The 24153-nt window shown below is 69.0% G+C and carries 24 protein-coding genes and 2 tRNA genes; 14 read left to right on the top strand and 12 right to left on the bottom strand.

The genetic code is table 11. The features are described 5' to 3' along the window. The first annotated feature begins 80 nt into the window (after positions 1 to 80). The 3 genes from IEX91_RS06220 to IEX91_RS06210 all read left to right on the top strand — a co-directional run bounded on the left by IEX91_RS06220 (position 81) and on the right by IEX91_RS06210 (position 2701). Positions 81 to 437: a DUF192 domain-containing protein gene (locus IEX91_RS06220; RefSeq protein ID WP_188877753.1), complete on the top strand. Its 357-nt coding sequence runs from the start codon at positions 81 to 83 to the stop codon at positions 435 to 437. 227 nt (positions 438 to 664) lie between these two features. Continuing rightward, on the top strand, positions 665 to 2197 hold the full coding sequence (locus tag IEX91_RS06215) for a 2-isopropylmalate synthase (protein WP_188877928.1): 1533 nt from the start codon (positions 665 to 667) through the stop codon (positions 2195 to 2197). A 132-nt stretch (positions 2198 to 2329) separates the two neighbouring features. Continuing rightward, on the top strand, positions 2330 to 2701 hold the full coding sequence (locus IEX91_RS06210; protein WP_188877752.1) for a DUF7522 family protein: 372 nt from the start codon (positions 2330 to 2332) through the stop codon (positions 2699 to 2701). A gap of 55 nt (positions 2702 to 2756) precedes the next feature. On the opposite strand, the gene IEX91_RS06205 is transcribed toward IEX91_RS06210, so the two are convergent. From IEX91_RS06205 to mbhE, 8 genes are all read right to left on the bottom strand, one after another. Continuing rightward, positions 2757 to 2841, bottom strand: a tRNA-Ser gene (locus IEX91_RS06205). 62 nt (positions 2842 to 2903) lie between these two features. Beyond that, positions 2904 to 3266 carry a monovalent cation/H(+) antiporter subunit G gene (gene mnhG / locus IEX91_RS06200; protein WP_407647944.1) on the bottom strand — a complete coding sequence of 121 codons (363 nt, stop codon included), beginning with the start codon at positions 3264 to 3266 and terminating at the stop codon, positions 2904 to 2906. A gap of 26 nt (positions 3267 to 3292) precedes the next feature. Beyond that, the gene (locus tag IEX91_RS06195; protein ID WP_188877749.1) at positions 3293 to 3577 is read right to left on the bottom strand and encodes a monovalent cation/H+ antiporter complex subunit F; all 285 of its coding nucleotides are present in this window, start codon (positions 3575 to 3577) and stop codon (positions 3293 to 3295) included. Further along, positions 3574 to 4227, bottom strand: coding sequence for a Na+/H+ antiporter subunit E (locus tag IEX91_RS06190; RefSeq protein ID WP_229772808.1), 654 nt, complete (start codon positions 4225 to 4227; stop codon positions 3574 to 3576). The genes IEX91_RS06195 and IEX91_RS06190 overlap by 4 nt, the downstream gene beginning before the upstream one ends. A gap of 64 nt (positions 4228 to 4291) precedes the next feature. Then, positions 4292 to 5854, bottom strand: coding sequence for a complex I subunit 5 family protein (locus IEX91_RS06185; RefSeq protein WP_188877748.1), 1563 nt, complete (start codon positions 5852 to 5854; stop codon positions 4292 to 4294). Continuing rightward, on the bottom strand, positions 5851 to 6192 hold the full coding sequence (locus tag IEX91_RS06180; protein ID WP_188877746.1) for a sodium:proton antiporter: 342 nt from the start codon (positions 6190 to 6192) through the stop codon (positions 5851 to 5853). The genes IEX91_RS06185 and IEX91_RS06180 overlap by 4 nt, the downstream gene beginning before the upstream one ends. Then, complete coding sequence (locus IEX91_RS06175; RefSeq protein WP_188877745.1) at positions 6189 to 6668, bottom strand: MnhB domain-containing protein; 480 nt, start codon at positions 6666 to 6668, stop codon at positions 6189 to 6191. Before IEX91_RS06175 ends, IEX91_RS06180 begins: the two co-directional genes overlap by 4 nt. Positions 6669 to 6857: 189 nt before the next feature. Then, positions 6858 to 9224: a hydrogen gas-evolving membrane-bound hydrogenase subunit E gene (gene mbhE / locus IEX91_RS06170; RefSeq protein WP_188877744.1), complete on the bottom strand. Its 2367-nt coding sequence runs from the start codon at positions 9222 to 9224 to the stop codon at positions 6858 to 6860. A gap of 609 nt (positions 9225 to 9833) precedes the next feature. Here mbhE and IEX91_RS06165 point away from each other — a divergent pair. The 5 genes from IEX91_RS06165 to IEX91_RS06145 all read left to right on the top strand — a co-directional run bounded on the left by IEX91_RS06165 (position 9834) and on the right by IEX91_RS06145 (position 15597). Further along, positions 9834 to 10538, top strand: a complete 705-nt coding sequence (locus IEX91_RS06165) for a DNA-directed RNA polymerase subunit epsilon (protein ID WP_229772807.1) — start codon at positions 9834 to 9836, stop codon at positions 10536 to 10538. Positions 10539 to 10801: 263 nt separating this feature from the next. Further along, complete coding sequence (locus IEX91_RS06160; protein WP_229772806.1) at positions 10802 to 12358, top strand: sodium:solute symporter family protein; 1557 nt, start codon at positions 10802 to 10804, stop codon at positions 12356 to 12358. A gap of 156 nt (positions 12359 to 12514) precedes the next feature. After that, positions 12515 to 13543, top strand: a complete 1029-nt coding sequence (locus IEX91_RS06155; protein WP_229772805.1) for a phosphate signaling complex PhoU family protein — start codon at positions 12515 to 12517, stop codon at positions 13541 to 13543. Positions 13544 to 13798: 255 nt separating this feature from the next. Further along, the gene (locus IEX91_RS06150) at positions 13799 to 14911 is read left to right on the top strand and encodes an agmatinase family protein (protein ID WP_188877741.1); all 1113 of its coding nucleotides are present in this window, start codon (positions 13799 to 13801) and stop codon (positions 14909 to 14911) included. A 287-nt stretch (positions 14912 to 15198) separates the two neighbouring features. Beyond that, a complete protein-coding gene (locus IEX91_RS06145; protein WP_229772804.1) occupies positions 15199 to 15597 on the top strand; it encodes a hypothetical protein in 399 nt (132 codons plus the stop codon). A 3-nt stretch (positions 15598 to 15600) separates the two neighbouring features. On the opposite strand, the gene IEX91_RS06140 is transcribed toward IEX91_RS06145, so the two are convergent. Then, the gene (locus IEX91_RS06140; RefSeq protein WP_188877739.1) at positions 15601 to 16398 is read right to left on the bottom strand and encodes a nucleotide-binding protein; all 798 of its coding nucleotides are present in this window, start codon (positions 16396 to 16398) and stop codon (positions 15601 to 15603) included. A 276-nt stretch (positions 16399 to 16674) separates the two neighbouring features. On the opposite strand from IEX91_RS06140, the gene IEX91_RS06135 reads away from it, so the two are divergent. Then, on the top strand, positions 16675 to 17616 hold the full coding sequence (locus tag IEX91_RS06135; protein ID WP_188877738.1) for a UbiA family prenyltransferase: 942 nt from the start codon (positions 16675 to 16677) through the stop codon (positions 17614 to 17616). A gap of 105 nt (positions 17617 to 17721) precedes the next feature. Next, positions 17722 to 19365 (top strand): histidine kinase N-terminal 7TM domain-containing protein, encoded by a 1644-nt coding sequence (locus IEX91_RS06130; protein ID WP_229772803.1) that lies wholly within the window; start codon positions 17722 to 17724, stop codon positions 19363 to 19365. 43 nt (positions 19366 to 19408) lie between these two features. On the opposite strand, the gene IEX91_RS06125 is transcribed toward IEX91_RS06130, so the two are convergent. Together IEX91_RS06125 and IEX91_RS06120 are read right to left on the bottom strand one after the other, a co-directional pair. After that, positions 19409 to 19864: a hypothetical protein gene (locus tag IEX91_RS06125; RefSeq protein ID WP_188877737.1), complete on the bottom strand. Its 456-nt coding sequence runs from the start codon at positions 19862 to 19864 to the stop codon at positions 19409 to 19411. Between the two features lie 242 nt (positions 19865 to 20106). Then, a tRNA-Tyr gene (locus tag IEX91_RS06120) sits at positions 20107 to 20180 on the bottom strand. Between the two features lie 103 nt (positions 20181 to 20283). On the opposite strand from IEX91_RS06120, the gene IEX91_RS06115 reads away from it, so the two are divergent. From IEX91_RS06115 to ftsZ, 3 genes are all read left to right on the top strand, one after another. Continuing rightward, complete coding sequence (locus tag IEX91_RS06115; protein ID WP_188877736.1) at positions 20284 to 20829, top strand: double zinc ribbon domain-containing protein; 546 nt, start codon at positions 20284 to 20286, stop codon at positions 20827 to 20829. A gap of 168 nt (positions 20830 to 20997) precedes the next feature. Continuing rightward, entirely contained in the window at positions 20998 to 21171 is a 174-nt protein-coding gene (locus IEX91_RS06110) for a ribbon-helix-helix domain-containing protein (protein ID WP_188877735.1), read from the top strand. Between the two features lie 3 nt (positions 21172 to 21174). Further along, on the top strand, positions 21175 to 22344 hold the full coding sequence (ftsZ, locus tag IEX91_RS06105; protein WP_188877734.1) for a cell division protein FtsZ: 1170 nt from the start codon (positions 21175 to 21177) through the stop codon (positions 22342 to 22344). Positions 22345 to 22434: 90 nt separating this feature from the next. Here ftsZ and ncsA read toward each other — a convergent pair whose 3' ends face one another. Then, the gene (gene ncsA, locus IEX91_RS06100; protein ID WP_188877732.1) at positions 22435 to 23406 is read right to left on the bottom strand and encodes a tRNA 2-thiolation protein NcsA; all 972 of its coding nucleotides are present in this window, start codon (positions 23404 to 23406) and stop codon (positions 22435 to 22437) included. A gap of 110 nt (positions 23407 to 23516) precedes the next feature. On the opposite strand from ncsA, the gene IEX91_RS06095 reads away from it, so the two are divergent. Beyond that, positions 23517 to 24122, top strand: coding sequence for a TetR/AcrR family transcriptional regulator (locus IEX91_RS06095; protein ID WP_229772802.1), 606 nt, complete (start codon positions 23517 to 23519; stop codon positions 24120 to 24122). Positions 24123 to 24153 lie beyond the last annotated feature (31 nt).

Below are 24153 nucleotides of genomic sequence, written 5' to 3'. Positions count from 1 at the left end.
GCTTCGTCTCGCGACGGGAGCGTCAAAGTCCTTTCCGCGCACCCCGAAGAGCCAAGCGCGTCGCCCTCCTCCCGTCCGACGTGCACGTCGTCCACGACCGCGACGGCGCGACGGAAACGCTCGCCGCGACGGTCGACGTCGCCGAGTCGTTCCTCGCCCGGGCCCGCGGACTGATGTTCCGGGCGTCGGTCCCGTCGGACTACGCCCTCGTCTTCGAGTTCGACGAGCGGAAGCGCCGCGACGTCCACATGGTGTTCGTCCCCTTCGACATCGACGTCCTCTGGCTCGTCGACGACGAGGTGCAGGCGACGGAGACGCTGTCGGCGTGGACCGGCCTCGGCGCGGCGGCGGCAGATCGGCTCGTCGAGCTCCCGGCGGGCGCGGCGTCGGACGTCGCCGTGGGCGACACGGTGCGCGTGACGCGACGGGACGCGTAGGCGAGGCGGATTCCCGGGACGCGAGACGGGGGCGAGCGACGCGTGGGGCCCGCGTACCATCACGGTCGTTCCCGACCGTTCCGACCGGTTTAAGAGGCTCGACGCCGTCGGTGGAGGTACGATGACGTCAGACACGACGACGTCGGAGGATAGGGGAAGTCGCCGCAAGGCGGCTGGCCGTGAAATCCGACGGTAACGAAACCACACCAACCGACAGCGAGTTCTCGATGGACTTCTTCTCGAACACCACCCTCAGCGACGGCGACGTACAGTTCCTCGACACGACCCTCCGCGACGGCGAACAGGCCCCGGGGGTGTCGCTCAGTCCGGACCAGAAGGCGGACATCGCCCGTCGCCTCGACGACGCCGGCGTCGCCGCCATCGAGGCCGGCAGCGCCTGCACGAGCGCCGCCGAGCGCGAGACGATTCGGCGCGTGACGAGCCTCGGCCTCGACGCCCGCGTCACGAGCTTCTGCCGCGGCGTCCAGCGGGACGTCGATCTCGCGCTCGACTGCGACGTCGACGGCGTCCACATCGTCGTGCCGGCGAGCGACCGGCACGTCGAGGGGAAGGTCGGTTCGAGCCGCGAGGAGGTCGTCGAGAAGACCGGCGAGCTCGTCGCCTACGCGAAAGCGCAGGGGCTCTGGGTCGAGGTGATCGGCGAGGACGGGTCCCGCGCCGACTACGACTACCTCGAAGCGCAGGCCGAGGCCGCGTTCGACGCGGGCGCCGATCGCTTCTGTTTCGCGGACACGGTCGGCCACGCCTCGCCCGAGGCGGTCTACGAGGGGGTGGCGCGCCTCGCCGAGCACGGCCCGGTGAGCGTCCACACGCACGACGACCTCGGACTGGCGGTGACGAACGCGCTCGCGGGCCTCGCCGCGGGGGCCGACCTCGTCCACGGGACGATCAACGGCATCGGCGAGCGCGCCGGCAACGTCGCCCTCGAAGAGGTTGCCATCGCGCTCTGGCACTGCTACGACGTCGAGCCGATGGAGACCGAATCGCTCTACGACCTCGCCACGGCGGTCTCCGAGGCTACAGGCGTCCGCCTGCCGCCGAACAAGGCGGTCTCGGGCGAGAACGCCTTCGCCCACGAGTCCGGCATTCACACCGACGGTACGCTGAAAGACGAGCGGATGTACGAGCCCTACCCGCCGGAGGCGGTGGGTCGGGAACGCCGCCTCGTCCTCGGGAAACACGCCGGCCGGGCGGGCGTCCGCGCGGCGCTCGCCGAACACGACGTCGAGCTGGACGACGAGGCGCTCGCGGCGGTCGTCGAGCGCGTGAAGACCCTCGGCGAGAAGGGCCGGCGCGTCACGGACGCGGACCTCCTCACGATCGCCGAGGACGTCCGCGGGCGCTCGCGCGAGCGCCGCGTCGAACTGCTCGACCTCACCGCGGCGAGCGGGCAGGGGACGCCGTCGGCGAGCGTCCGCCTGCGCGTCGACGACGACGAGCGCAGCGCCGCGGGGACGGGGAGCGGACCCGTCGACGCCGCGATGAGCGCCGTTCGGCAGGCGCTCGGATCCGAGTTCTCCTTCCACCTCGAATCGTACCACGTCGATGCGATCACGGGCGGGACGGACGCCGTCGTCACCGTCGACGTCGAAGTCTCTCGCGGCGATCGCTCGGTCTCCGTCTCCGCGAGCGACGCCGACATCACGGTCGCCAGCGTCACGGCCGTCCTCGACGCCCTCGATCGCCTCCTCCCGGGAGCCGACGCGGAGGCGGGCGACACCGTTCCCGCCGACGACTGATCCCGTTCCGATCGGTGGGAAGAGGGCGGGACGCGAGCGAGCGCGATCGGCGTGAGGGCGCGCCGACGCCCCGCTATCCACGGTACGACACCCCATACGTTTACCTGTGGGAGTGCGTATCACGGATGAGCCATGAACGACAGGGTACGGGAGGAACTGCGGCGCGCGTGTCGGAGCGCGATCGGCGATTCGCTTCGGAGCATCGTCTACTTCACCGCGGACGACTACGAACAGCTCTACTTGCGCGAGGACCTGGACGCGTCTGCGGATCTGGCGTCGTTCGTCGAGAACGAGCGACGCGGGTTCGAACGCCGCGAGACCGGTGTGAACTCCGAGCTCGGGGGCTACGAGTACACGATCCACAGCCACGAGGACGGCGCGCTGACCCGGGTCATCACCGCCGATCACGGCGTGTTCGTCACGACCGATCCGCTCTCGACGGCGCGCTTCGAGGAGGTGGCGACGGCGATCCGGGAGGTACTCGCCCAGACGCCTGAGCGGTGAGTATCGACACGAGGTGAGCGGAGCGTGAACGACCGAGGGAGGAAACAGCGTGGAGCGCCGAGGGTGAGATTCGAACTCACGAGTCCGTGTGGACAGTTGCTTTCGAGGCAACCGCCTTGGCCAGGCTAGGCTACCTCGGCTCACTTCAGCGTAGTCGCCTTCCGAATTTAGCCGTTTCGATTCGCGGCGGCGACGGCGCGGGCTACTCCTCGTCGCCGTACATCCCGACGTCGAGCTTGCGGGCGGCCCGCGAGATGAGGTGTGCGCCCGTGGGGGCGGTGACGAAGAGGAAGACGATGCCGACGAGAGAGGTGAGCCCGGCGCCGAACGGCCCGAAGCGGACGAAGCCGGCGAGGAACATGGAGGCCGCGCCGAGCGTCGTCGCCTTCGAGGTGGCGTGCATCCGGTTGTAGACGTCCGGGAAGCGCAGGAGTCCGATCGTGCCGACGCAGAGGAAGAACGTCCCGACGACGACGAGCGCGGCGACGACGGCGAGTCGGAGCGCGGAGGGCCCGGCGGCGGCGTGGCCGGCTTCGCTGGCGCCTTCCGTCGCGGCGACGGCCACGGACGCGCCGAGGGAGAGGAAGAGGTTCATTCGATGATCGCCCCCTCGGTGAGGTACTTCGCGGCGACGACCGTCGTCACGAAGCCGACGATGGCGAGCATCACGGCGACGAGGACGAAGAACGACCGATCGGCCTCCAAGGCGTGGACGACGACGATCCCGACGACGCACGTCGAGATCGTGTCGAGCGCGACCGCCCGGTCGGGGACGGTCGGGCCGACGACGACGCGATACGTGCAGGCGAGCGTGCAGAGCGCCGCGATCGCGCCGCAGGCGACGAGGACGAGGTGGTAGAGTTCGGGGACGTTCATCGCTCCACCCCCGTATCCGCCGAATCCGAACCATCGGCGTCCGCGTCCTCGGTGTCGTCGGCCTCCCCTTCGCCGTCCGCCGGTGGCTCCCACGCGCCTTCGAGGGCGGCATCGCGCGGCGCGCTCTCGGGGTCGACGTCCTCGCCGAAGATGTCGATGGCATAGCGCTCCCAGCGCCGGATCGGCGCGACGAGCCCATCGACGTCCGCGATGTCGACCGCGTGGACGGTGAGGGCGTTCACCTCCGCGTCGTAGTCCATGGTCAGGGTGCCGGGCGTGAGCGTGATGGAGTTAGCGATCGTCGTGATCGCGGCGTTGCTCTCGACGCGCAGCGGGACGACGACGACGCCGGGATTGAGGCGGGGGGACGGCGAGAGCACGCGCTTTGCGACGTCGATGTTCGCCGTGAGGAGCTCGTACAGGAAGTCGAGGACGTAGACGACGCCGGCGCGGACGAGCGTCGGCGTCCGCCCGAGATCGCTGCGCCCCGGGAAGAGCACGCGGAAGGTGTACGCGACGGGCAGCGAGAGGACGAGACCGGCGACGAGGCCGGCGGCGATCCCCTGGAGCGTCCCGGGGGCCTCCGCGACGAAGATCCAGACGACGGCGAAGCCGACGCCCGCCGTCACCCAGCGGGGGACGGACGTCACGCCGACCACCCCCGGTCGGGCGCGTGGGCTGGACGAACCCGACGGACGGCCGCTCCGACGCGATTCACGCGACACCACCTCCGAGCACCGCACGGATGTACGCGTCGCGGCCCGCACCGGTGGCGACGTGGCCCGCCGCCTCGGCGAGGCCGTAGACCGGAGCGAAACCGACGCCGACGGCGACGATACAGCCCGCGAACGCGACGACGACGGCGAGCCGAACCGGGTCGGGGGCGGTCATCGACGCGACGACGTCGGTGCGCTCGCCCCAGAACGCACGGTTCCACGTCCGGGAGACGTACGCGATGGTGAGCACGGCACCGAGGACGGCGACGCCGAGCGCGACGGCGGCGTCGCCGAGCGCGGCCGTGCGGAAGACGAGGAGCTTTCCGAAGAAGCCGGCGAGGGGCGGGATGCCGACGAGTGAGAGCGCGCCGACGAGGAAGACTCCGGCGAGCGTCGGCGAGCGGCCGGCGAGGCCGCCGAGAACGTCGAGCTCGGTCGTCCCCGTCGCGTCCTCGACGATTCCCCCGACGAGGAAGAGCAGGGGCTTGGCGAGCGCGTGGTTGAGCGCGTAGACGAGCGCGGCGGCGACCCCGGCCGTCCGAAGGGTGGGGACGGCAGCGGCGACGGCCAGGGGGAGGACGATGAACCCCACCTGTCCGATACTGGAGTAAGCGAGCGTCTCCTCGAACGTCGGGCGATCGAGCGCGGCGAGGCCGCCGACGAGGATCGACGCGCCGGCGAGCGCGAAGAGGACGGGACCGTAGGCGGCGAAGAGGTCTCCGGCGAGGCCGCCGAACGTGAACGTGGGATCGGCGGCGGCGAAGACGACGAAGCCGACGCGGATGATCGCGTAGACGCCGACCTTCTTGGCGACGCCGGCGAGCATGGCCGCGGCGGGCGCGGGCGCGGCCGCGTACGCCGAGGGCACCCACCACTGGAAGGGGACGAGGCCGGCCTTCAGTCCGAAGACCGCAAGCAGGAGGAGCGAGAGCCCGAGGACGGGCGTCGCCTCCGCGGGGGAGGCCGCCGCGAGCCAGCGGGCCATGTCGGCCATGTTGAGCGTGCCCGTGACGCCGTAGAGGCCCCCGACGGCGAGGAGCATCAGGCTGGAGCCGACGAGGTTGAGCACGACGTAGCGCGTCGCGGCGAGCGTCCCGTCGCTGTCGCTGTAGAAGGCGACGAGGCCGTAGGAGGCGATGAGCGTCACCTCGAACCAGACGAAGAGGTTGAACAGGTCGCCAGTGAGGAAGGCCCCCGTGGCGCCGACGAGGAGGAAGTGGAACAGCGTGTGGTAGGAGACGCGCTGGCCGGGCGGTTTCAGATGCCGAACGCTGTAGACGAGCGTGAGCGGCGCGACGACGGCCGTGAGCGCGAGCATGAAGCCCGAGAGTGGGTCGGCGACGAGCGTGATGCCGTACGGCGCGGGCCAGTTGCCGACCTGATAGGCGAGGGTGTCCGCGGGCCAGACCCGCGCGAGGAGAGCGAAGACGGCGGCGCTGTAGCCGACGACGCCGACGATGCTGCACGCGCGCTGGACGCGGGGGTTGAAGCGGACGAAGATGCACGTGATCGAGGTGACGAGCGCCACGAGCACCGGCGCGACGACGAGGGTCGTCGTCATCGAACCGCCCCCTGGATGTCGTCGAGGTCGATCGAGCCGTGCTCCTGGTACGTCCGGTAGACGAGGACGAGGAGGAGCGCCGTCGTGGCGAAGCCGATGACGACGGCGGTGAGGACGAGCGCCTGCACGAGCGGATCGGTGGTCTCGCCGCCGTGCCCGAGGATGGGCGCGACGCCCCCGATGCCGCCCATCGTGATGAGGTAGACGTTCGTCGCCTGCGAGAGCACGAGCACGCCGAAGACGACGCGCACGAGGTCGCGGCGCAGGACGAGGAACGTCCCGGCGGCGAACAGCACGCCGAGGGCGAGCGCGAGGACGACTTCCGCGTCACCAGTCATTCCGCACCCACCACCGAGATGATCGTGAGGAGCGCGCCGACGACGACGGCGTAGACGCCGAGGTCGAAGACGATCGCCGAGGCGAGTTCGATGTGTCCGAAGAGCGGGACGGTCGCGTAGCGGAACGTCTGTGTCATGAAGGGAATGGTCGTGTCCGTGAGGTAGCCGTAGACGATCGCGGCGAGGCCGCCGGCGACGGCGACGGCGAGCCCGCTCGCGTAGAGCGTCTGGTAGTCCCGAACGACGCCGTGTTGGACGTGTTCGACCGCGGCCTCGACCTCGCGGCCGAAGACGTCGTCCTCGACGACGTCGAGGCCGTACGCGAGGTAGGCGAGCGCGACGACGGAGGCGGTGAGCACGCCGGCGATGAAGCCGCCGCCCGGGAGGTTGTGCCCCTGCAGGAAGAACGCGAAGGAGACGACGAACCCGAGCGGGAGAACGAGGCGCGTGATCGTGCGCAGGATGACGGTGGTCACGCGAGCCACCCCCGCGTGGCGAGTGTGGCCCGGCCAGACCGCCGTCTGGCGTCGGTCACGCGGACCACCCCGTGTGGTCGGCGTGACTCAGTCGGGCCGTCGGTCCGACGCTAGTCACGCGAGCCACCTCCGCGTGGCGAGCGTGGACTCGGCCGGATCGCGACGCCTCGCGTCGCTCGGTGTCTCGGCTCACGGCGTCTCACCTCGCTCACGCATGACGATGAGCGTGAGCACCGTCACGGCGGCCATGGCGACGACGCTGATCTCGCCGAGCGTGTCGAGGCCGCGGAAGTCGACGAGGATGACGTTCACGATGTTGTGACCACCGGCCTGCTCGACCGTATTCTCCACGAAGTAGGAGGCGATCGCGTCGGGCGTCGCGTCGGTGGCGACGAGCGTCGTGATGGTGACGAGCGCGCCGACGAGCACCGAGATGACGACGTCGCGGGCGGCCCGCGAGCGCTCGATGCGTCCGTAGTAGCTCGGGAGCTTGTCGAGGATGACGAGGAAGACGACGAACGTCACCGTCTCGACGACGACCTGCGTGAGCGCGACGTCGGGGGCGCTGGCGAGGACGAAGAAGACCGTGACGGCGAAGCCGACGACGGAGAGCGCCATGACGCCCGCGACGTGTGAGGGCGCGCGGACGGCGGCGATGGCGGCGACGGCAGCGACGGCGAGGATGATCGTGAGCGTCGCGCCAAGCGACGGCGTGGCGTTCGGGACGGCGACGCCGGTTGCGACGTAGCCGAAGCCGGCGAGCGCGACCGCACCGACGAACGTCCACGCGGCGTACGTCCGCAGGTGGCCGGTCCAGAGGGCGCGCTGGACGCGCGTGCTCGCGTGGTTCGCGCCGTAGACGAGTCGGTCGTACCAGCCGTCGGCGCGCAGAACCGGGAGCGCGTCGAGCAGGCCGCGCGTCGCCCACCGGACGCGGCGCCAGCGGAGGAAACAGGCGACGCCCCCGACGATGGCGAGCGCGCTCATGACGACGGCGGGCGAGACGTACGTCGGGAGGTAGTAGTGGAAGCTCGCGGCGTGACCGGCGGCGTCGGGCCCGAGCGTCGAGGCGACGACCCAGCCGACGAACGACTCGACGGGGGCGAGCGGCGCGCCGAGCGCGGCGGTGATCCCGCCGAGGCCGATGACGCCCGCAATGGCGGCGAGGACGACCGGCGGGCCGGTCATCGGCCACGGCGCCCGGTGGACGCTCCCGAGCGTCTCGGGGCGCTCGCCGAAGAAGATGCTGAGGAAGCGCAGCGAGTAGGCGAGCGTGAAGACGCTGCCGACGACGGCGACGACGGGGGCGAGCCACGCCAGCCCCCCGGCGTGGTGGGCGAACTCGTAGCTCGCCTCGAAGAGGAGTTCCTTCGAGTAGAAGCCGTTGAACGGGGGGACGCCGCCCATGCCGAGCGCGGCGACGACGGTGACGCCCGCGGTGATCGGGAGGTCGTGTCGGAGGCCGCTGAGGTCGTCGAACGCCCGCGTGCCGGCCTCGTGGGCGACGATCCCGGCGACGAGGAAGAGCGCGGCCTTGAACGCGGCGTGGTTGAGAATGTGGAAGACCGCGGTCTCCGAGCCGAGCGCACCCGAGAAGCCGAATCCGGCGACGATGAGGCCGAGGTGGCTCACCGTCGAGTACGCGAGCAGCTCCTTCAGCTCGCTCGCACAGACGGCGAGGACCGCGGCGACGAGCATCGTGAGGAGGCCGAGCGCGACGAAGGCGGTCGTCCAGTCGCCGCCGACGAGGATCGGACGCACGCGCCCGAGGAGGAAGACGCCGGCCTTCACCATCGTCGCGGAGTGGAGGAAGGCGGAGACGGGCGTCGGGGCGGCCATCGCGTCCGGGAGCCAGACGTGGAAGGGGACCTGAGCGGACTTGGCGGCCGCGCCGATCCCGACGAGCGAGAGGATCGGCAGGAGCAAGCCGGCCCCCTCGACGGCGGCGCGGGTCGCGGCGGGCTCGGCGAGCATCGCCGTCAGCGAGTAGGTGCCGACGGTGCTCGCCAACAGCACGAAGCCGACGAGCATGAACAGCCCGCCGCCGACGGTGACGAGCATGGCTTTGCGTGCGGCGTACCGCGACTCCCGCCGGTCCGAGTAGTGGCCGACGAGGAGGAAGGAGGCGATGCTCGTCAGCTCCCAGAAGCAGAAGAGGACGACGAGGTCGCCGGCGTAGACGACGCCGAGCATCGATCCCATGAACGCGAGCATCGTCGCGTAATACTTCGGCTGGCCGGGCTCGCCGCGCATGTACCCCGCGGAGTAGCAGAAGACGAGGACGCCGACGCCGCTGGCGAGCGCGCCGACGAGCGTGGCGAGCCCGTCGACGTAGAAGCCGAGCGAGATGGAGAGCGGGCCGACCCACGTGACGGCCGCGCCGCCGTGCGTCCCGGCGAGCGTGACGACCAACCCGAAGCAGACCGCGGCGACCGCGGCCGCGTAGTACGCAGTCCGGTTCCCGAGGGCCCGCGCCACGAGCGGCGTGGCCGCCGCCGCGACGAACGGCAGCCCCACCGCGGCGATGAGAACCCACAGGTCGGGTGTCGATTGCACGTTCGACTCGTAGGGGAGTCCGAGTATAAAGGTGACCACGATCCGTCCCGTCGTAGGATCCCGGCGTGGCGAAGTGGGGACGCGCCCTCGATACGAGGGCCCGCCGCTCCGGCGACGATCGCCGGCGGTCACCTCGGGAGGTCGAGTCGGCCGCGTATTGACGTCGGGTCACGGCGGGGAGAAACGACGGACGGGACGGCGGTGAGAACAGGCGGAACACGGAGCGGTCTGGAAGGACACGTTGGAGAACAGAGCGGTGCCGGGCTACCGAGTGCACGGAGCCACGAGGGCGTGTCCACGCTGAGCCCACGGCTCCACACCGGGAGACGGACGACCGACTGCTCGTCGCCATCCCCGCCGCGCTCCTCGCGAATAGTACGGCCGCCGTATCGTTCGCCGTCGGAACGGCCGGAGAAAGCCTCGCCGCCGCCATCGTCGTCTGGTACGCCGTCTTCCGCGTCCCGCCCGGGTACGAGCGATCTTTAAGTGCTTCTCGCCACAAGCAATAGATACGAGCGAGGGACGGCCCGTCGGGGCCGTCCCGATTCTATCGCGTTCTCACTGCGGGTAGTCGTGCGTTTATCCGTCTGCGCACGATAGCGGATGGCGATGACCGACGCCGCCACGTCGGCCCCCGAGTTCGAGGTGGTCGACGAGGAACAGTTCAGCCAGCGGCCGGGCGACGGCGCGCTCGCGCGCGCGGCGCACAGGCGAGACACGACGGTCGGGCGATGGGGGCCGACGAGCCCGAGCGCGACGCAGATCGGCCGCGCGCGCTCGCCCGAAGCGGACGTCTCGGAGAACCTGCGACGCCTCCACGAGGAGCGCCACCCCGCGACGGAGGGACACGGCGCGCGCCAACACCGACTGGAGAAGCTACGGATCACGCACGCGCTCTGTAACGACCTCGACGTGACGCCGTGGCAGCGCGACCGCGCGCTCGGCGTGATGGTCGACCTCGAATTGACGGCGTTCGGCAGTCAGCGCGCGATCGAGAAGGTCGCGCTCGTCACGATCCGGCACGTCGTCGACGACGAACGCGAGCGCTATCTGGGCCTCCAGGATCAGGCGTGGCTCGCCGAGCAACCCCCCGAACGCCTCGAAAGCCTCTACGAACAGTTCACCTCGCTCACGGACGACCCCCGATTCGAGGCGCTCGCGGAGAAACACGGCCTCACGATCACGTCGCTCAACCGTCTCCGTCGGGTGTTGCGCGAGCAGCTCGACGCACAGGACCTCCACGGCGCCGTCTACGGCCGCAACCCCTACCGCGACCCGAACCTCCCGAGCGGCGACGTCCGCCCCGACGAGTAGCGCGGCGGTCGCCCCGACCGGGCGCGCGAGCGCCCTTTCACTCCTTATACACTCCCTACACCCTCCAGGGGACCAAGGGAGTGTGAACGGTTTCCGTCTGTTGAGTGTGTATCCGAGAAACTAAACAGCCTCAGGATAAGTCCTTTATGTCTGGTTGATTGCCGTACCTCCGTGGAAGATATGCACGCGTTCGTCAATCAAATATCAGAGGAACGTGGCGAAGTTCGCGTATCGGGTCGAGATCGGTGGACGGTTCAGCGGGGGTGGACCTCGTGACCCCGATCGTCATCGGGCTGATCGGGATCGTCGCCGTGATGCTCGGCGTCGGGTTCTACGTCTCCCGGAAGGTGAAGGGGGACAGCGTGAACTACATCGTCGCCGGCCGGGGGTTGATCCTCCCGCTGGCGGCGGCGACGCTGATGGCGCAGTCGCTCGACTCGAACGCGACGCTCGGGAACACGGACCTCGTCGCGTCCGCCGGCTTCTGGGCGGGCGCGGCGCTCCCCGTCGGGCTCGCCACCTGCCTGTTCCTCACGGGGCTGTTCTTCGCGAAGCCGATGAACCGGATGAACCTCGTGACGCTCCCCGACTTCTACCGGCGCAAGTACGGCCGCGTCGTCGAGGTGCTCTCCTCGGGCGTCATGCTCCTCGCGTACGCTTTCCTGCTCGCCGGCAACCTCGTCGCCGGCGGCTACCTCTTCCAGATCTTCCTCGGCTTCGACTACACGATCGGCGTCGTCGCCATCGCCGCGATCATCTTCAGCTACACCGTCGCCGGCGGGCTCTTCTCGGTCGCGTACACCGACGTCATTCAGGCCGGCATCGCGCTCGTCGGCTCGCTCGCCCTCATCGTCTACGTCGCCACCAACTACGGGATCACCGTTCCGAGCGGGATGGGCCCGACCGCGTTCGGCCAGCTCACCAACCCCGCGCAGGGCGCGTACATCAACTGGGCGTCGATCATCGCGCTCGGTCTCGGCGACATCGTCGCCATCGACTTCATGGAGCGCGTCTTCGCCGCCGACGACCCGGAGACGGCGCAGAAGGCCTGCTTCATCGGGAGCGCCGGCACGCTCATCATCGGCATCCCGTTCTCCGTCGTCGCGCTCTCGATGCCGTCGATCCTCTCCTCGATCGGCGTTCAGTCCGGGAGCGAGGCGATGCTCTACACGCTCCTCCAGACCGGCGTGCCGACGTGGCTCGCCATCCTCGTCCTGGGGGGGATCGTCGCCGCCTCCTTCTCGACGGGCGACGGCGCGATCCTCGGGACGTCCGCCGTCCTCGCTCGGAACGTCGTCGGCATCCGCGTCGACGAGAACGCCCCCGACGACGAACACGAGGCGGCCGACGCGGACGACGACCTCGTGGACACGGACGCCGACAAACTGCTCACGACGACGCGGATCATGGCGGTGCCCGTGACGGTGCTCGGGGTCTTCTTCGCCCTCCAGGTCGCCCAGACCGGGATGCTCCTCCTGCTCGCTTTCGACGTGATGCTCGCCGCGCTGCTCGTGCCGTTCGTCTTCGGGCTGTTCAAGCCGGACTTCGCCACGCGACAGGCCGCGCTCGCGTCGATCCTCGCGGGCTCACTCACCCGCCTCGTGCTGTTCGCGCTCGTCCCGACGACGTACGCGATCCCGAACTCCCTGCTCTACATCCAGAACCCGTGGTTCACGCCCGCGTTCGACGGCCTTCCGACGTTCATCGCGCCCGCGCTCGCGCTCGTCACCTACGTCGGCGTCGCCGCGGTGACCGAGGACGCGGAGGTCGAGCGGACGTCGCGCGCCCGCACGACCGCCGCCGAGCCGACGGACGACTGATCGGCCTCCGCGTTCGAAGCGTGCGGTCTTTCGCGTTCGCTTTTGGACCGAGATAGCGAATGTCGCGGACACGAATAGGCGTATATGGTTTCAGCACACACAGCTATAACGAGTATGGATGGTCGTTCGTGAGAAAGCATCGGGGTGGATGGCGTCGTGACCGGTGAGGACGTCCGCATCACGCGGAAGGTCCAACAGCTCGGGTCCTCGACGCTCGCGGTCACGCTCCCCGCCGAGTGGGCGCGCGAGCACGAAGTCGAGAAGGGCGACTCCGTCGTCGTCCAGCGCGACGAGAGCAGCGGGTCGCTCCTCGTCGTCCCCGACCGCACGCTGATCGACGACGCGGAGACGACGGTGGACGCGAGCGGCCTCGACGCCGACGCGCTACGGCGGGCGGTCATCGCCCAGTACGTCCTCGGGCGGCGACTCGTCCACGTCACCGACGACGGCCCGATCGCGCCCGGCCACCGCGACGCCGTCCTCGACGCCGAGCGCGGCCTGATGGGCGTCGGCGTCGTCGAGGAGACCGCGGAGGCGATGACGCTCCGGTGCTCGATCGCCGCCGACGACTTCGAACTCCCGACGCTCCTCGGCCGCCTCGATCGCACGGAGACGACGATGCGTAGCGAAGCGCTCGCGGCGTTCCTCGACGGCGACGCGGAACGCGCCCGCGCGATCGAGCAGCGACACGCGCAGGTGGACAAGCTCTTCTACCTCCTCTTGCGCGTCCTCTTCGCCACGTATCGAAACCCCGACCTCAACCGCGCGGTCGGCGTCGACACCGGGTTCCCGCTGATCGGCTATCGCTCCGTCGCCCAGGACGTCGTCCTGATGGCGGACGCCGCGACGGACCTCGCCGGGCTGACCGGCGAGCCGATCCCCGACGGCGCGCGCGAACGCCTGCGCGACCTGGCCGACGCAATCGACGACGCCGCGGACGCCGCGCGGAACGCGGTCGTCGAACCGTCATATAGCGACGTCACACGCGCACGCGCGGCGCTCGATCGGGCGCGCGAGCGCACCGACGCCGCGAACGACTACCTCGAAGCGGAGCGCCCCGAGCCCCTGCTTCGCCTCCAGCGCGCCGTCTGCGCCCTCAGCGGCGACGCCCGCCACGTCCGGGACACCCTCGACGTCGCCACCCGGCTCACCTTCCGGGACGGCAGCGGCGCGACTCCGGAGTGAGTCGGCCACCCGCGCCCTCTTCTCCGTGCCGACTCGCCATACGCCGAGCGACGGGTCTATCACCGGACGGAGGACGGCGTTCGCGTGACCTTATATTCTCGTAGGTGTAGGAGGCGACTCGAACGGTGGGAGGACGAACCAATCCCGCATACGAAACAGTACACATCCAAATCAAAGCTTTTCATACCGGATAGAAAAGGAGATATCGTCGAAGGAAGCGCACGATACGGTGCGTGGAACGGAGAAAGACACACAATGACGGAAAACGAACGCGACGGAGAGGACATCTACGGCGAGGCGCACAAGGAGGCGAACGAACCGATCTTCAGCGGCATCCCCTCGTTCCTGAAGCTCCCCGAGGTCGATCGAGACGCGCTCGACGAGGAGGACGTCGACGTCGGCATCCTCGGCGCGCCGCTCGACACCGCGACGACGATCCGGCCGGGGACGCGCTACGGCCCGCGTGCGGTCCGCGCGGCCTCCACCGTCCCCTCGCCGCCCTACGAGCACTTCAACATCGAGACCGGCGTCGACCCCTTCGATCACTTCAGCGTCGCGGACACCGGCGACGCGACCGTCTCGCCGGGCGACACCCGAGGGAGCCAGTTGAACATCGAGGACGCCGTCGCGGAGATCAGCGAGCAGGCGACGCCCGTCGTCATCGGCGGCGACCACTCGATCAGCTACCCCGACATCAAGGGGTGGGCGGAGGCCAACGGCTACGAGGACATCGGCCTCATTCACTTCGACTGTCACGCGGACACGGGCGACGACGGTCTCACCGGCTTCGAGTACGATCACGGCGCGTGGGTCAAACGGGTCTACGACGAGGGCATCATGGCCGGCGAGAACTACACGCTCATCGGACCGCGCGGCTTCTGGCCGGGTCCCGACACCTACCGCGACATGCGCGACGCCGGCATGAAGTGGTACACCGCCGACGACGTCGCCGCGATGGACCTCTCCGAGATCGTCGCGGACGCCGTCCGCCGCGCGACCGACGGCACGGACGCCGTCTGGATCTCCTTCGACGTCGACGTCATGGAGCCCGCGTACGCGCCCGGTACCGGCGAACCCGAGCCCGGCGGCCTCATTCCCCGCGAGGCGATCTACATGGTCCGAGAGTGCGTGAAGGAGCTCGACCCCGAGGCCTTCGGCTTCGACGTCGTCGAGGTCTCGCCCGCCTACGACACGAGCGACACCAACTCCTACAACGGCGGCATCACCTCCGGCCTCGCCAACCGCCTCATCATCGAGGTCCTCGGCAGCATGGCGCTCGCCGCACAGGGCAAGGAGTCCGGCGAGCCGATCACCCCGAAGGAACCGCTCGGCGTCCCGCCGGAGGCCGAGAGCCCCGCGGACGATTAGGGCGAGAGACGCATCCCGGTGGTACGAGCAGCACCAACGGCCGTGAAACCACTCCTTTTAGCGGAAAGGGTCGTCGGCTACTCGTCGTCTCTCCTCCCACGTGAGAGTATCCTCGCCGACAGCTATTCTACTTCCATATTAGCCACAACTGGAACATATATTTCCGATAGAACGGTGCGACGATCTATACGGGCGACGCGAGGACAGTGCTGTTCGACGCGATCCGTGAGCGCCGTATCGACGCACCGTGTCGCCTCCAGCCGAATACCACCACACGACCGCTCGTCGTGGACGCGAGCGAGGCCGGGAGTGTCTTCCTCCTCGACGAGACGGCGCTCACTGTCGCGGGCGCACGAGCGGTCGCGCCGACGCCCGAGGAGGCGACGACGCTCTCGCGCGGTGATCCCGACAGTGACCTGCCACTCACGGATGCAGACGAGCGGGCGTGCACAGTCGCACTCACGAGCATCGAAGAACACATACGAACCGCTATCGGGAACACACTCCGGATCGCGACACGAGTCGAGCAGACCCAACACCCCGGGGAACCTCGTCTCCGACGTATTCGGGCATTCGCTCAGTCCGCGCCGTCGCGTCACTCATCTCCATACGCATCTTCACGGGGGATTCTTCTGGAGATGGACGCGGATTATGAACGGGAGAGGGCCGAAATGGAGGCACTATGAGTCTTATAATCGGTTGCTGTCTATCGGTTTGACTGGGTCGGGGATGACAGCGCTGCGGAAGCGATCGGCGAGCGCGTCGACCTCGCCCCCATCGACGTCGATCGCGGCCGCGGCGTCGCGGTACGCGGCCGCGGCGGGGCTGTCGGGGGCGTAGGCGAGGAGGGGTTGGCCGGCGCGACGGGCGGCACGGGCGGCGTCGTCGTCCGGGACCGCGCCGATGATCGGCCCCTCGAAGTAGCGTTCAGCCTTCGGGGTGATGCGTTCGATGGCGTCGGCGGGCCCGACCTCGGTGAAGAGGACGCCGGCGACCCCCGTCCCGTACGACATCGCGTACTCCTGGACCTTGAGAGCGACAGAGAGTGCCAGATCCGTCGGCTGCGTGACGAGGACGACGCGATCAGCGAGGACGATGGGGAGGACGGAGGCGGCGGAGTCGAGCGCCGCCGGCGAATCGAGGAGGAGGACGTCGGTGTCGGCGGCGAGTTCGGCGATGACGTCGTGCAGGCGCGTGGGATCGGCCTCGCGGAATCCCGCGAGGTCTGTGCCGCAGGGGACGACGGTGAGCCCGAAGCGCTCGTAACACGCGTCGGCGACCGGGATGTCGCGCTCGCCGAGCAGGAGATCGTGGAGGGTGACGTCGGCGTCGTCCAGGCCGGCGTGGAAGAGGAGGTTCGCCATCCCGGTGTCGGCGTCGACGACCGTCACGTCGTACGTCTCGGCGAGCGCCAGCCCGAGCGCGAGCGTGCTCGTCGTCTTCCCCGTGCCGCCCTTGCCGCTGGCGACGGCGAACGCTTCGACCATTTGCTACCTCTCCGACGCCGGCGCGTAAAAGGACGCTGGTCGGCGTGTGCGGGCGTGAAAACCCGAATTCCGGCGTCTCGGTCGTCGCCGTCGGTCACGGCGGGAGTGGCGCGCCGGCGACGGGTCGGGACGACGGCGGTGCGGGTGGATCGAGGGGAGACACGGCGGCCAGCGCCCCGGACCGCACGCGTCAGGCCGGCGTTTGACGCTCGTGGCTCTCCTCTGTCCGGTGGCGGCCGTGGCGGGGTCGCTCGTCGCGGTCGCCACGCGAACGACATGTCAAGTCAAACCGACAGCCCGTCTCTCGCGTGGGACGGCACACGATCGGTGTACAGCACGCTCGCGGCCCTCTTTGCGTACGGGGTGCGAGCGAAAAACGCGCTGGTGTACAGTTCGGCGTATCTCGTGTTCATCGCCGGGGTCGAAGTCGCCACGACGATGATCGCGCTCTCGCTCCCCCTGAGTCCGGCGCCGCTCGTCATCGCGCTGCTCACGTTCGCCGTGTACGTCGGCGATCGGATCGCTGACGCGGAGGCGGACGCCGCGACGAGCCCGGAGCGGGCGGCGTTCGTCACGCGCTACCGCCGGCTGTTCTCGATCGGGACCGCGGCGGCGTACGGACTCGCCGTCGCCCTCTCGATCCTCGGCGGGCCGACGGCGCTCGCCATCGCGCTCATCCCGGGCGCGTTCTGGATCCTCTACGCCTCCGACTGGCTCCCGTCGCTCGGCCGGTACTTCAGTCGGCTGAAGGAGATCCTCGTCGTCAACTCCGCGGTCGTCGCGCTCGCGTGGGCGGTCTGCGTCGTCTGCCTCCCGCTCGCCTACGCGGACCGGGCGTTCACGCCGACGGCCGCCGTCATCTTCGGCTACTTCTTCCTCGACACCTTCGTCAACACGGAGATCCCGAACCTCCGTGATCGGGAGGGCGACGCCGCGAACGGCGTCTCGACGCTCCCCGTCGTCTTCGGCGTTCGCCGCACTCGACACGTCCTCTACGCGCTCGATCTCTGCCTCGTCGCGGGGATCGCGCTCGCGTTCTACGCGGGCGTCCTCGACGCGGCGATGACCGTCGGGATCCTCGTCGGACTCGCCTACGCGCTCTGTCTCGCGTGGTTCGTCGGGCGGACCGAACGGTACGGGCGACTCGCCATCGCCGGCGAGGCGAAACACCTCCTCGTCGTGGCCGTCGTCGTCGTGCTCGGCGCGGTCGGGTTCTGAGTCAGGCGCTGACACCGCGTCCAGTTGCCTGACTGAAACGTTTATTTCTCGCCCGTCGGCGGTTGATTCATATGGGTGTGGTGGCTTATCTCCGGCCGTAATACTGTGTTGCTCACCACGCTCCTGCTCGTCTCGATCGCCGTCGGGACGGGGGCCGCGATCCTCGCGTGGCGGGAGCGGCCCAAGCCGGGGGCGTTACCGCTCGTCGCGCTCCTCGCCGCACAGGCGTGGTGGTCTACGTGCATCGTCTTTCGCCTCCAAGCCGACACGATCCCCGCGAAGCTCCAGTGGCTGCAGCTCGGGTGGATCGGCGTTGTCTGCGTCCCCGTGGCGTGGCTCTGCTTCGCGCTCGAATACACCGGCCGGGATCGCTATCTACGCGCGCCGTACGTCGCGGCGCTCGCCATCGTGCCCGCGATCACGGTGGTGCTCGCCGCGTTCGGCGGCCACGACCTGCTCGTCGTCGAGTCGTACACCACCGGGCCGGGCGACGTCGTCCACTTCGAGCAGGGCGGACCGTGGTACGCCGTCGTCGCGGGCTACACGTACCTCCTCGGGCTCTTCGGCGTCGCGGCGATCGTCGAACTCGTCACGAGCGACGCGATCGCCTTCCGCGGGCAGGGCATCACGCTCCTGATCGGACTGGCCGCCCCGTGGGTGACGAACGTCGGCTTCCTCCTCGGCGCCTTCGGGACGGGGGGCGTCGACCCGACGCCGATCGCCTTCGCCGTCTCCGGCGTCGCCTACCTCGGCGCGATCACCCGCTATCAGCTCCTCGAAACGAACCCCGCACCGCGGCGTCGCGCCCGCAGGCTCGTCTTCGACGGGATGCGCGAGGGCGCGATCGTCCTCGACACGGACGGGCACGTCGTCGACGCGAACGGCTACGCGATCGACGCCCTCGGCATTCCGCGGGGGGCGGTGCTCGGCGAGCCCGTCGAGCGGATCGTCCCCGAGTACGACCACCTACGCGACGAAAGCACGGCCGGACACCTGCGGCTCGGCGACGACGACGGGCGGACGTACGACGCAGCGGTCACGGACGTAACCGACGTCCACGACCGCCACATCGGCTCCATCGTCACGTTCCACGACGTCAGCACGTACGTCAGACAGCGCCAGCGCCTGGAGGTGCTCAACCGCATCCTGCGTCACAACATCCGCACGGAGACGAACGTCATCCACGGCTACGCCGAGCGCTTCGCTGACGGCGACGCCAGCCGGATCGTCCAAGAGCGCGCCGAGCGCATCGAAGCGGTCGGCGAGAAGGGCCGACAGGCCGTCGAGCTCTTCGAGCGGACGCGCGGGACGCACACCGCCCGACCGCTCGCCGTCATCCTCGACGAGTGCGTCGAGGCCGTCCGCGAGTCGTACCCCGACATCGACGTGTCGTACGATCGGCCCGCCGATCACATCGCGGTCGCGAGCGTCCTCGCCGCCGTCTTCGACAACCTGATCGAGAACGCCGCGACGCACAACGAGGGCGACGAACGCACCGTGATGATCGAGACCCGCGCCGACGCCGACGACGTCACGGTCGTCATCGCCGACGACGGCCCCGGGATCGACGCCCAGGAGACCGACGTCATCCGCGACGGCGGCGAGAGCGCGCTTCGACACGGGAGTGGGCTCGGCCTCTGGATCGTCCGCTGGGGCACGGAGATCGCCGACGGTCGGACGGAGTTCAACGATCGGGACCCGACCGGGACCGAAGTCACCGTCACCGTCCCGCGGCTCGACGGTGCGTGAGCGAAGCGGCGTCGCGCACCCGATACCGGGGAATACGGGCGCGTCAGTCCGGCCGGAGGATCGCGGCGACGTCGTCGTCGTCGAGGTCGTCGGGGAGGGCGGCGAAGCGGTCCATCGCGCGTTCGCGCGCCGCCGTGATCCCCTCACCGCGCTCGGCCTCGTAGAGGGCCGCGACCGCGTTTCGGTACGCCGCGATCCGGCGCGCACGATCGACGATCCGGCGGACCGTCGCCTCACCGGCGTCCGGCGCGAGGACGCCGTCGTACGCGGACGCGTCGAAGGCGTCCGACCCCGCGACGGCGACGACGGCGAGCGATCCGTCGGCGCGCTCCCGGACCGTCCGCACGAACTCGCGGGAGGCGGCGACGGCGTCCGGGTCCAAGAGGAGCAGCGTTCCACCCGGAACGCGCTCCGGTACGGCAGCGAGCGACTCGACGTGGACGCACCGCTCGTCGAACCCAGCGACGAGAGACGCGTCCGGACCGGCAACCAGGATCACTGCACCGGGACGGTTTCGCCCCACCGAGGATAATACTTCGGTATGCAGAGAGTGAAAAATTACCACTCGTCAACGGTTTGACGCCGTCTGCGTCGAATGAGAGGAAATGATTGACCCGACAGGTCTCCCGTTCGACTCACCGTTTCGGGTGCTCGTCGAAGATAGATAAACAGACGCCAAAGGGCCACCTACGGGAAGTTTACGGCGTTTCCACTTCTGCGTGGAATCGACGGGAAGGAGGATCCGCCCTCCCCGATTTGAACGGGGGGCAAGCCGATCTACAGTCGGCTGCTCTACCAGTCTGAGCTAAGGGCGGGCGCATCGAAACGTAGGCCGCGGTACGAATTTAAGACTTCTCATTCGCCACCGGTGTCAGGGTGTAGTTTCAAATGGGCGGGCGTCGTACGACCCGATATCGCATGTCGAAGATCACGTTCCGGGCCGACGCGGACCTCGTCGAGCGCGTCGAGGCGCTCGATGCGTCGAAGAGCGAGGTGATGCGCCGCGCGCTCCGGGCGTACCTTGACGACGACCCGGGCGAGGCGACGTCGGACGCGGGGTCGGGAAGTCTCGACGCGCTGCTCGACGCGCGGATCGACGAACGGGTGGACGAGCGGGTCGCGCGTCACCGCAAGGGGGACGACGGCGACGTGACCGTGAACGTGAACGTCGGCGAGATGTCGGACGCGCCCGCGACGGCGAGCGAACGCGCACGCGGGGGCGTGCGCAGGACCGACGACGGCTCGAAGTCCGTGTCGGACGCGGCGGGCGCGGCGGAGTCGGACGCGCGAACGTGTCCACAGTGCGGCGAGGAGCTGGCGGCGGCGCACTCGTTCTGCCCGAACTGCGGGGAGCGGGCGGCCGGACGGCCGGCGTGCGAGTGCGGCGCGGACCTCCGCTCGGATTGGGCGTTCTGCCCGGACTGCGGGCGTCGGACGATGGCGGGCGACGTCCTCGATCGGTAAGACACAATCGTTTACACAGCCATTAACTATTTATGCAGGTCCGTTGTCGTTGTGCGTACGTAAGACGGAGGTCTTACGGTAGATCGGCCGGGTCCGCGTCGGTGCGCCCGGTTCGGGATGCTGTGTAAGACACCGAAGGACCGTCCGTCTTGCAGGGGAAGATCAACAATGGAGCGTGTGACACTCCGGATTCCGAAGCAGCAGATCGAGGAGGTCGAGGAGATGGTCGAGCTCGGGAAGTACCCGAATCGCTCGGAGGCCATCCGCTCGGCGGTCCGCGAGATGCTAGATGAACAGACCGACTCGAAGTCGAACGAAAAGCGCAGCTGGGCGAAGGTGTAAGAGATGCAAGATATCGTCAACGACGCCCTCGAAAACGCCGAGGCAGAACAGCGGGACCTGAGCGACGTCGACAGCGATGACAGCGAGTTCGGGGATCCCCGAATCGTCATCATCGGCTGTGGCGGCGCCGGGAACAACACGGTCAATCGGCTGTACAACATCGGGGTCGAGGGCGCGGACACCGTCGCCATCAACACCGACAAACAGCACCTGCAGATGATCGAGGCCGACACGAAGATCCTCGTCGGGAAATCCCTGACGAACGGCCTCGGTGCGGGTGGGGACCCCTCGATGGGCGAGCGCGCCACCGAGATGGCCCAGGGCACGATCAAGGAGGTCCTCGGCGACGCCGACCTCGTCTTCGTCACCGCGGGCATGGGCGGCGGGACGGGCACCGGCGCGGCGCCCGTCGTCTCCAAGATCGCCAAAGAACAGGGCGCCATCGTCGTCGGGATGGTCTCGACGCCGTTCAACGTCGAGCGCGCCCGCACGGTGAAAGCCGAGGAAGGACTGGAGAAGCTCCGCGACGAGGCGGACTCCATCATCGTCCTCGACAACAACCGACTCCTCGACTACGTCCCGAACCTCCCGATCGGCAAGGCGTTCTCCGTGATGGACCAGATCATCGCGGAGACCGTCAAAGGGATCTCGGAGACGATCACCCAACCCTCGCTCATCAACCTCGACTACGCCGACATGACCGCGATCATGAACCAGGGCGGCGTCGCGGTGATGCTCGTCGGCGAGACGCAGGACAAGAACAAGACCGACGAGGTCGTGAAGGACGCGATGAGCCACCCGCTCCTCGACGTCGACTACCGCGGCGCGTCGGGCGGGCTCGTCCACATCACCGGTGGACCGGACCTCACGCTCAAAGAGGCCGAGGGCATCGCGGACAACATCACCGAGCGCCTCGATAACTCCGCGAACGTCATCTGGGGCGCGCGTATCCAGGACAACTACAAGGGCAAGGTCCGCGTCATGGCGATCATGACCGGCGTCCAGTCCGCGCAGGTGCTCGGTCCGTCCACGCAGAAGCAGGCCGATAAGTCCCGCGCGGAACTGCAGGGCTTCGAGGCCGACGACAGCGGCGGGTCCGAGTGGGAGGGCGCGCACAGCGACGGCGGGCAGAGCGAGCTCGAACAGAACAACGGCCTCGACGTCATCCGCTGACGCCGTTTCACCACACGTCCCTTTTTGCGTGCGCTCGTCGACGGCCAGCGGCGCACGCGCGTCTTACACGTCGGACGCGCGACCGTCACGTCAGTCCGCGGCGTGGACGGCCTCGACGAGGTAACACTTGCGACAGATCTCGCGCGTCGTCGGCGCGCCGCACGACGCGCACTCGTCGAGGTCGGATTCGCTCCCCGCGCTCCGGTAGCGGTCGGCGGCCATCGCGGCCAGCTCCTCGTAGCCGGCCATGATGCTGTGTCGGGTGCCCGGGTGGGCCTCCTCCAGGGAGAGGAGGAGGTCCTGGATCTCGCCCCGGAACGCCTCGCTCGAATGCGGGCACTCGGCCATGTGGACGGGGAGGTCGCGCAGTTGGGCGTAGAGGGCGACCTCCTTCTCGGGGACGTCGCGCAGCGGCTTCGCGCGCGGCGTCATCCCGCCCTGGGCGTTGCGCTCGTCGAAGGGGCCCAGCGAGGCGTCGAAGTGCTTCGCCATCTGCTCGACGTTCCCTTCGAGGACGTTCATCAGCGCGGTCTCGGCCTCGTCGTCGAGGTTGTGGCCGGTGAGGAGTTTGTCCGCCTCGTACCCCTGCGCGTACGTGGAGAGGAGATCGCGTCGGAAGACGCCGCAGTAGGCGCAGGCGGCCATGTTCTCCGGGTCGGAGTCGACGACGTCGTCCATCTCGACGTCGAACTCCTCAGCGTACGAGACGATCTCGTGGTCGATGTCGAGTTCGTCGGTGAGCGCCTCGCAGGCGTCGACGCTCTTGTCCCGGTAGCCGGCGATCCCCTCGTGGACGGTGAGCGCGACGAGCTCGACGCGGGGGTCGTCGGCGAACGTCTCGTGGAGGATCTGCGTGAGCACGACCGAGTCCTTCCCGCCGGAGAGGCCGATCAGCCACGTCTGGGGGTCCGCGGGCGTCGCCGAGCTCGACAGGAGGTCGTCCTCGCGGACGCGGCGGCGGACGCGGCGCTCGACGGACTCGCGGAAGTGACGTTCGCACAGGTGATTCCCCGAGTACGCCGCGTGCATGACCGCCTCGCGGTCGCACTTCGTGCACTCCATCGCGTCCCCGTTGTCGACGCGCGCGTTTGACCGTTGCGGAGACGCGGGCGGGCACGGAAGACGGCGGGAACCGATACGCTTTCGTGTTTGATTAATCGATTAGTCAAGCAATGGGCGAGGATATGGGAGCGGAACGCTCGGAGACGCAGACGGCCATCATGGAGGCGACGTACCGAGCGCTGTGCGAACACGGGTACGCGGACCTGACGATGCAGGCCATCGCCGACGAGTTCTCGAAGTCGAAGTCGCTCATCCACTACCACTACGACACGAAAGAGGAGCTGTTGGTAGCGTTCCTCGACTACCTCCTCGACGGCTTTCTCACGAAGGTCGAGGAGACGGACGACAGCGACGACCCGCGCGAGCGACTCACCACCCTCGTCGACATCCTCCTCTCGGGGCCCGAGAAGTCCGAGGAGTTCCAGATAGCGATGCTCGAATTCCGCTCGCAGGTCCCGTACGTCGAGGCGTATCAAGAGGCGTTCACGGCGAACGATCGCCGGCTCGTCACGCTGCTCGCCGACACGATCGCCGAGGGAATCGAGACGGGCGCGTTCCGGGACGTCGATCCCGAGCGCGCCGCCGAGACGATCCTCGTGATGATCGACGGTGCGCGCTCGCGGAGCGTGCTCTTCGGGGACGGCGACACCGTCGCGCACACCAGAGAGGCGATCGACAGCTACGTCCGCTCGCACCTCGTCGCCGGCGGCGAGTGACCCGGGGCCGGAGGGAAAACGCGTTGTGGCG

Origin of the sequence: Halarchaeum nitratireducens (genome assembly GCF_014647155.1) — an archaeon.
GTDB lineage: Archaea > Halobacteriota > Halobacteria > Halobacteriales > Halobacteriaceae > Halarchaeum > Halarchaeum nitratireducens.
The sequence above is the reverse complement of the archived record's forward strand: the minus strand, read 5'-3'. Positions and strand labels throughout refer to the sequence as shown.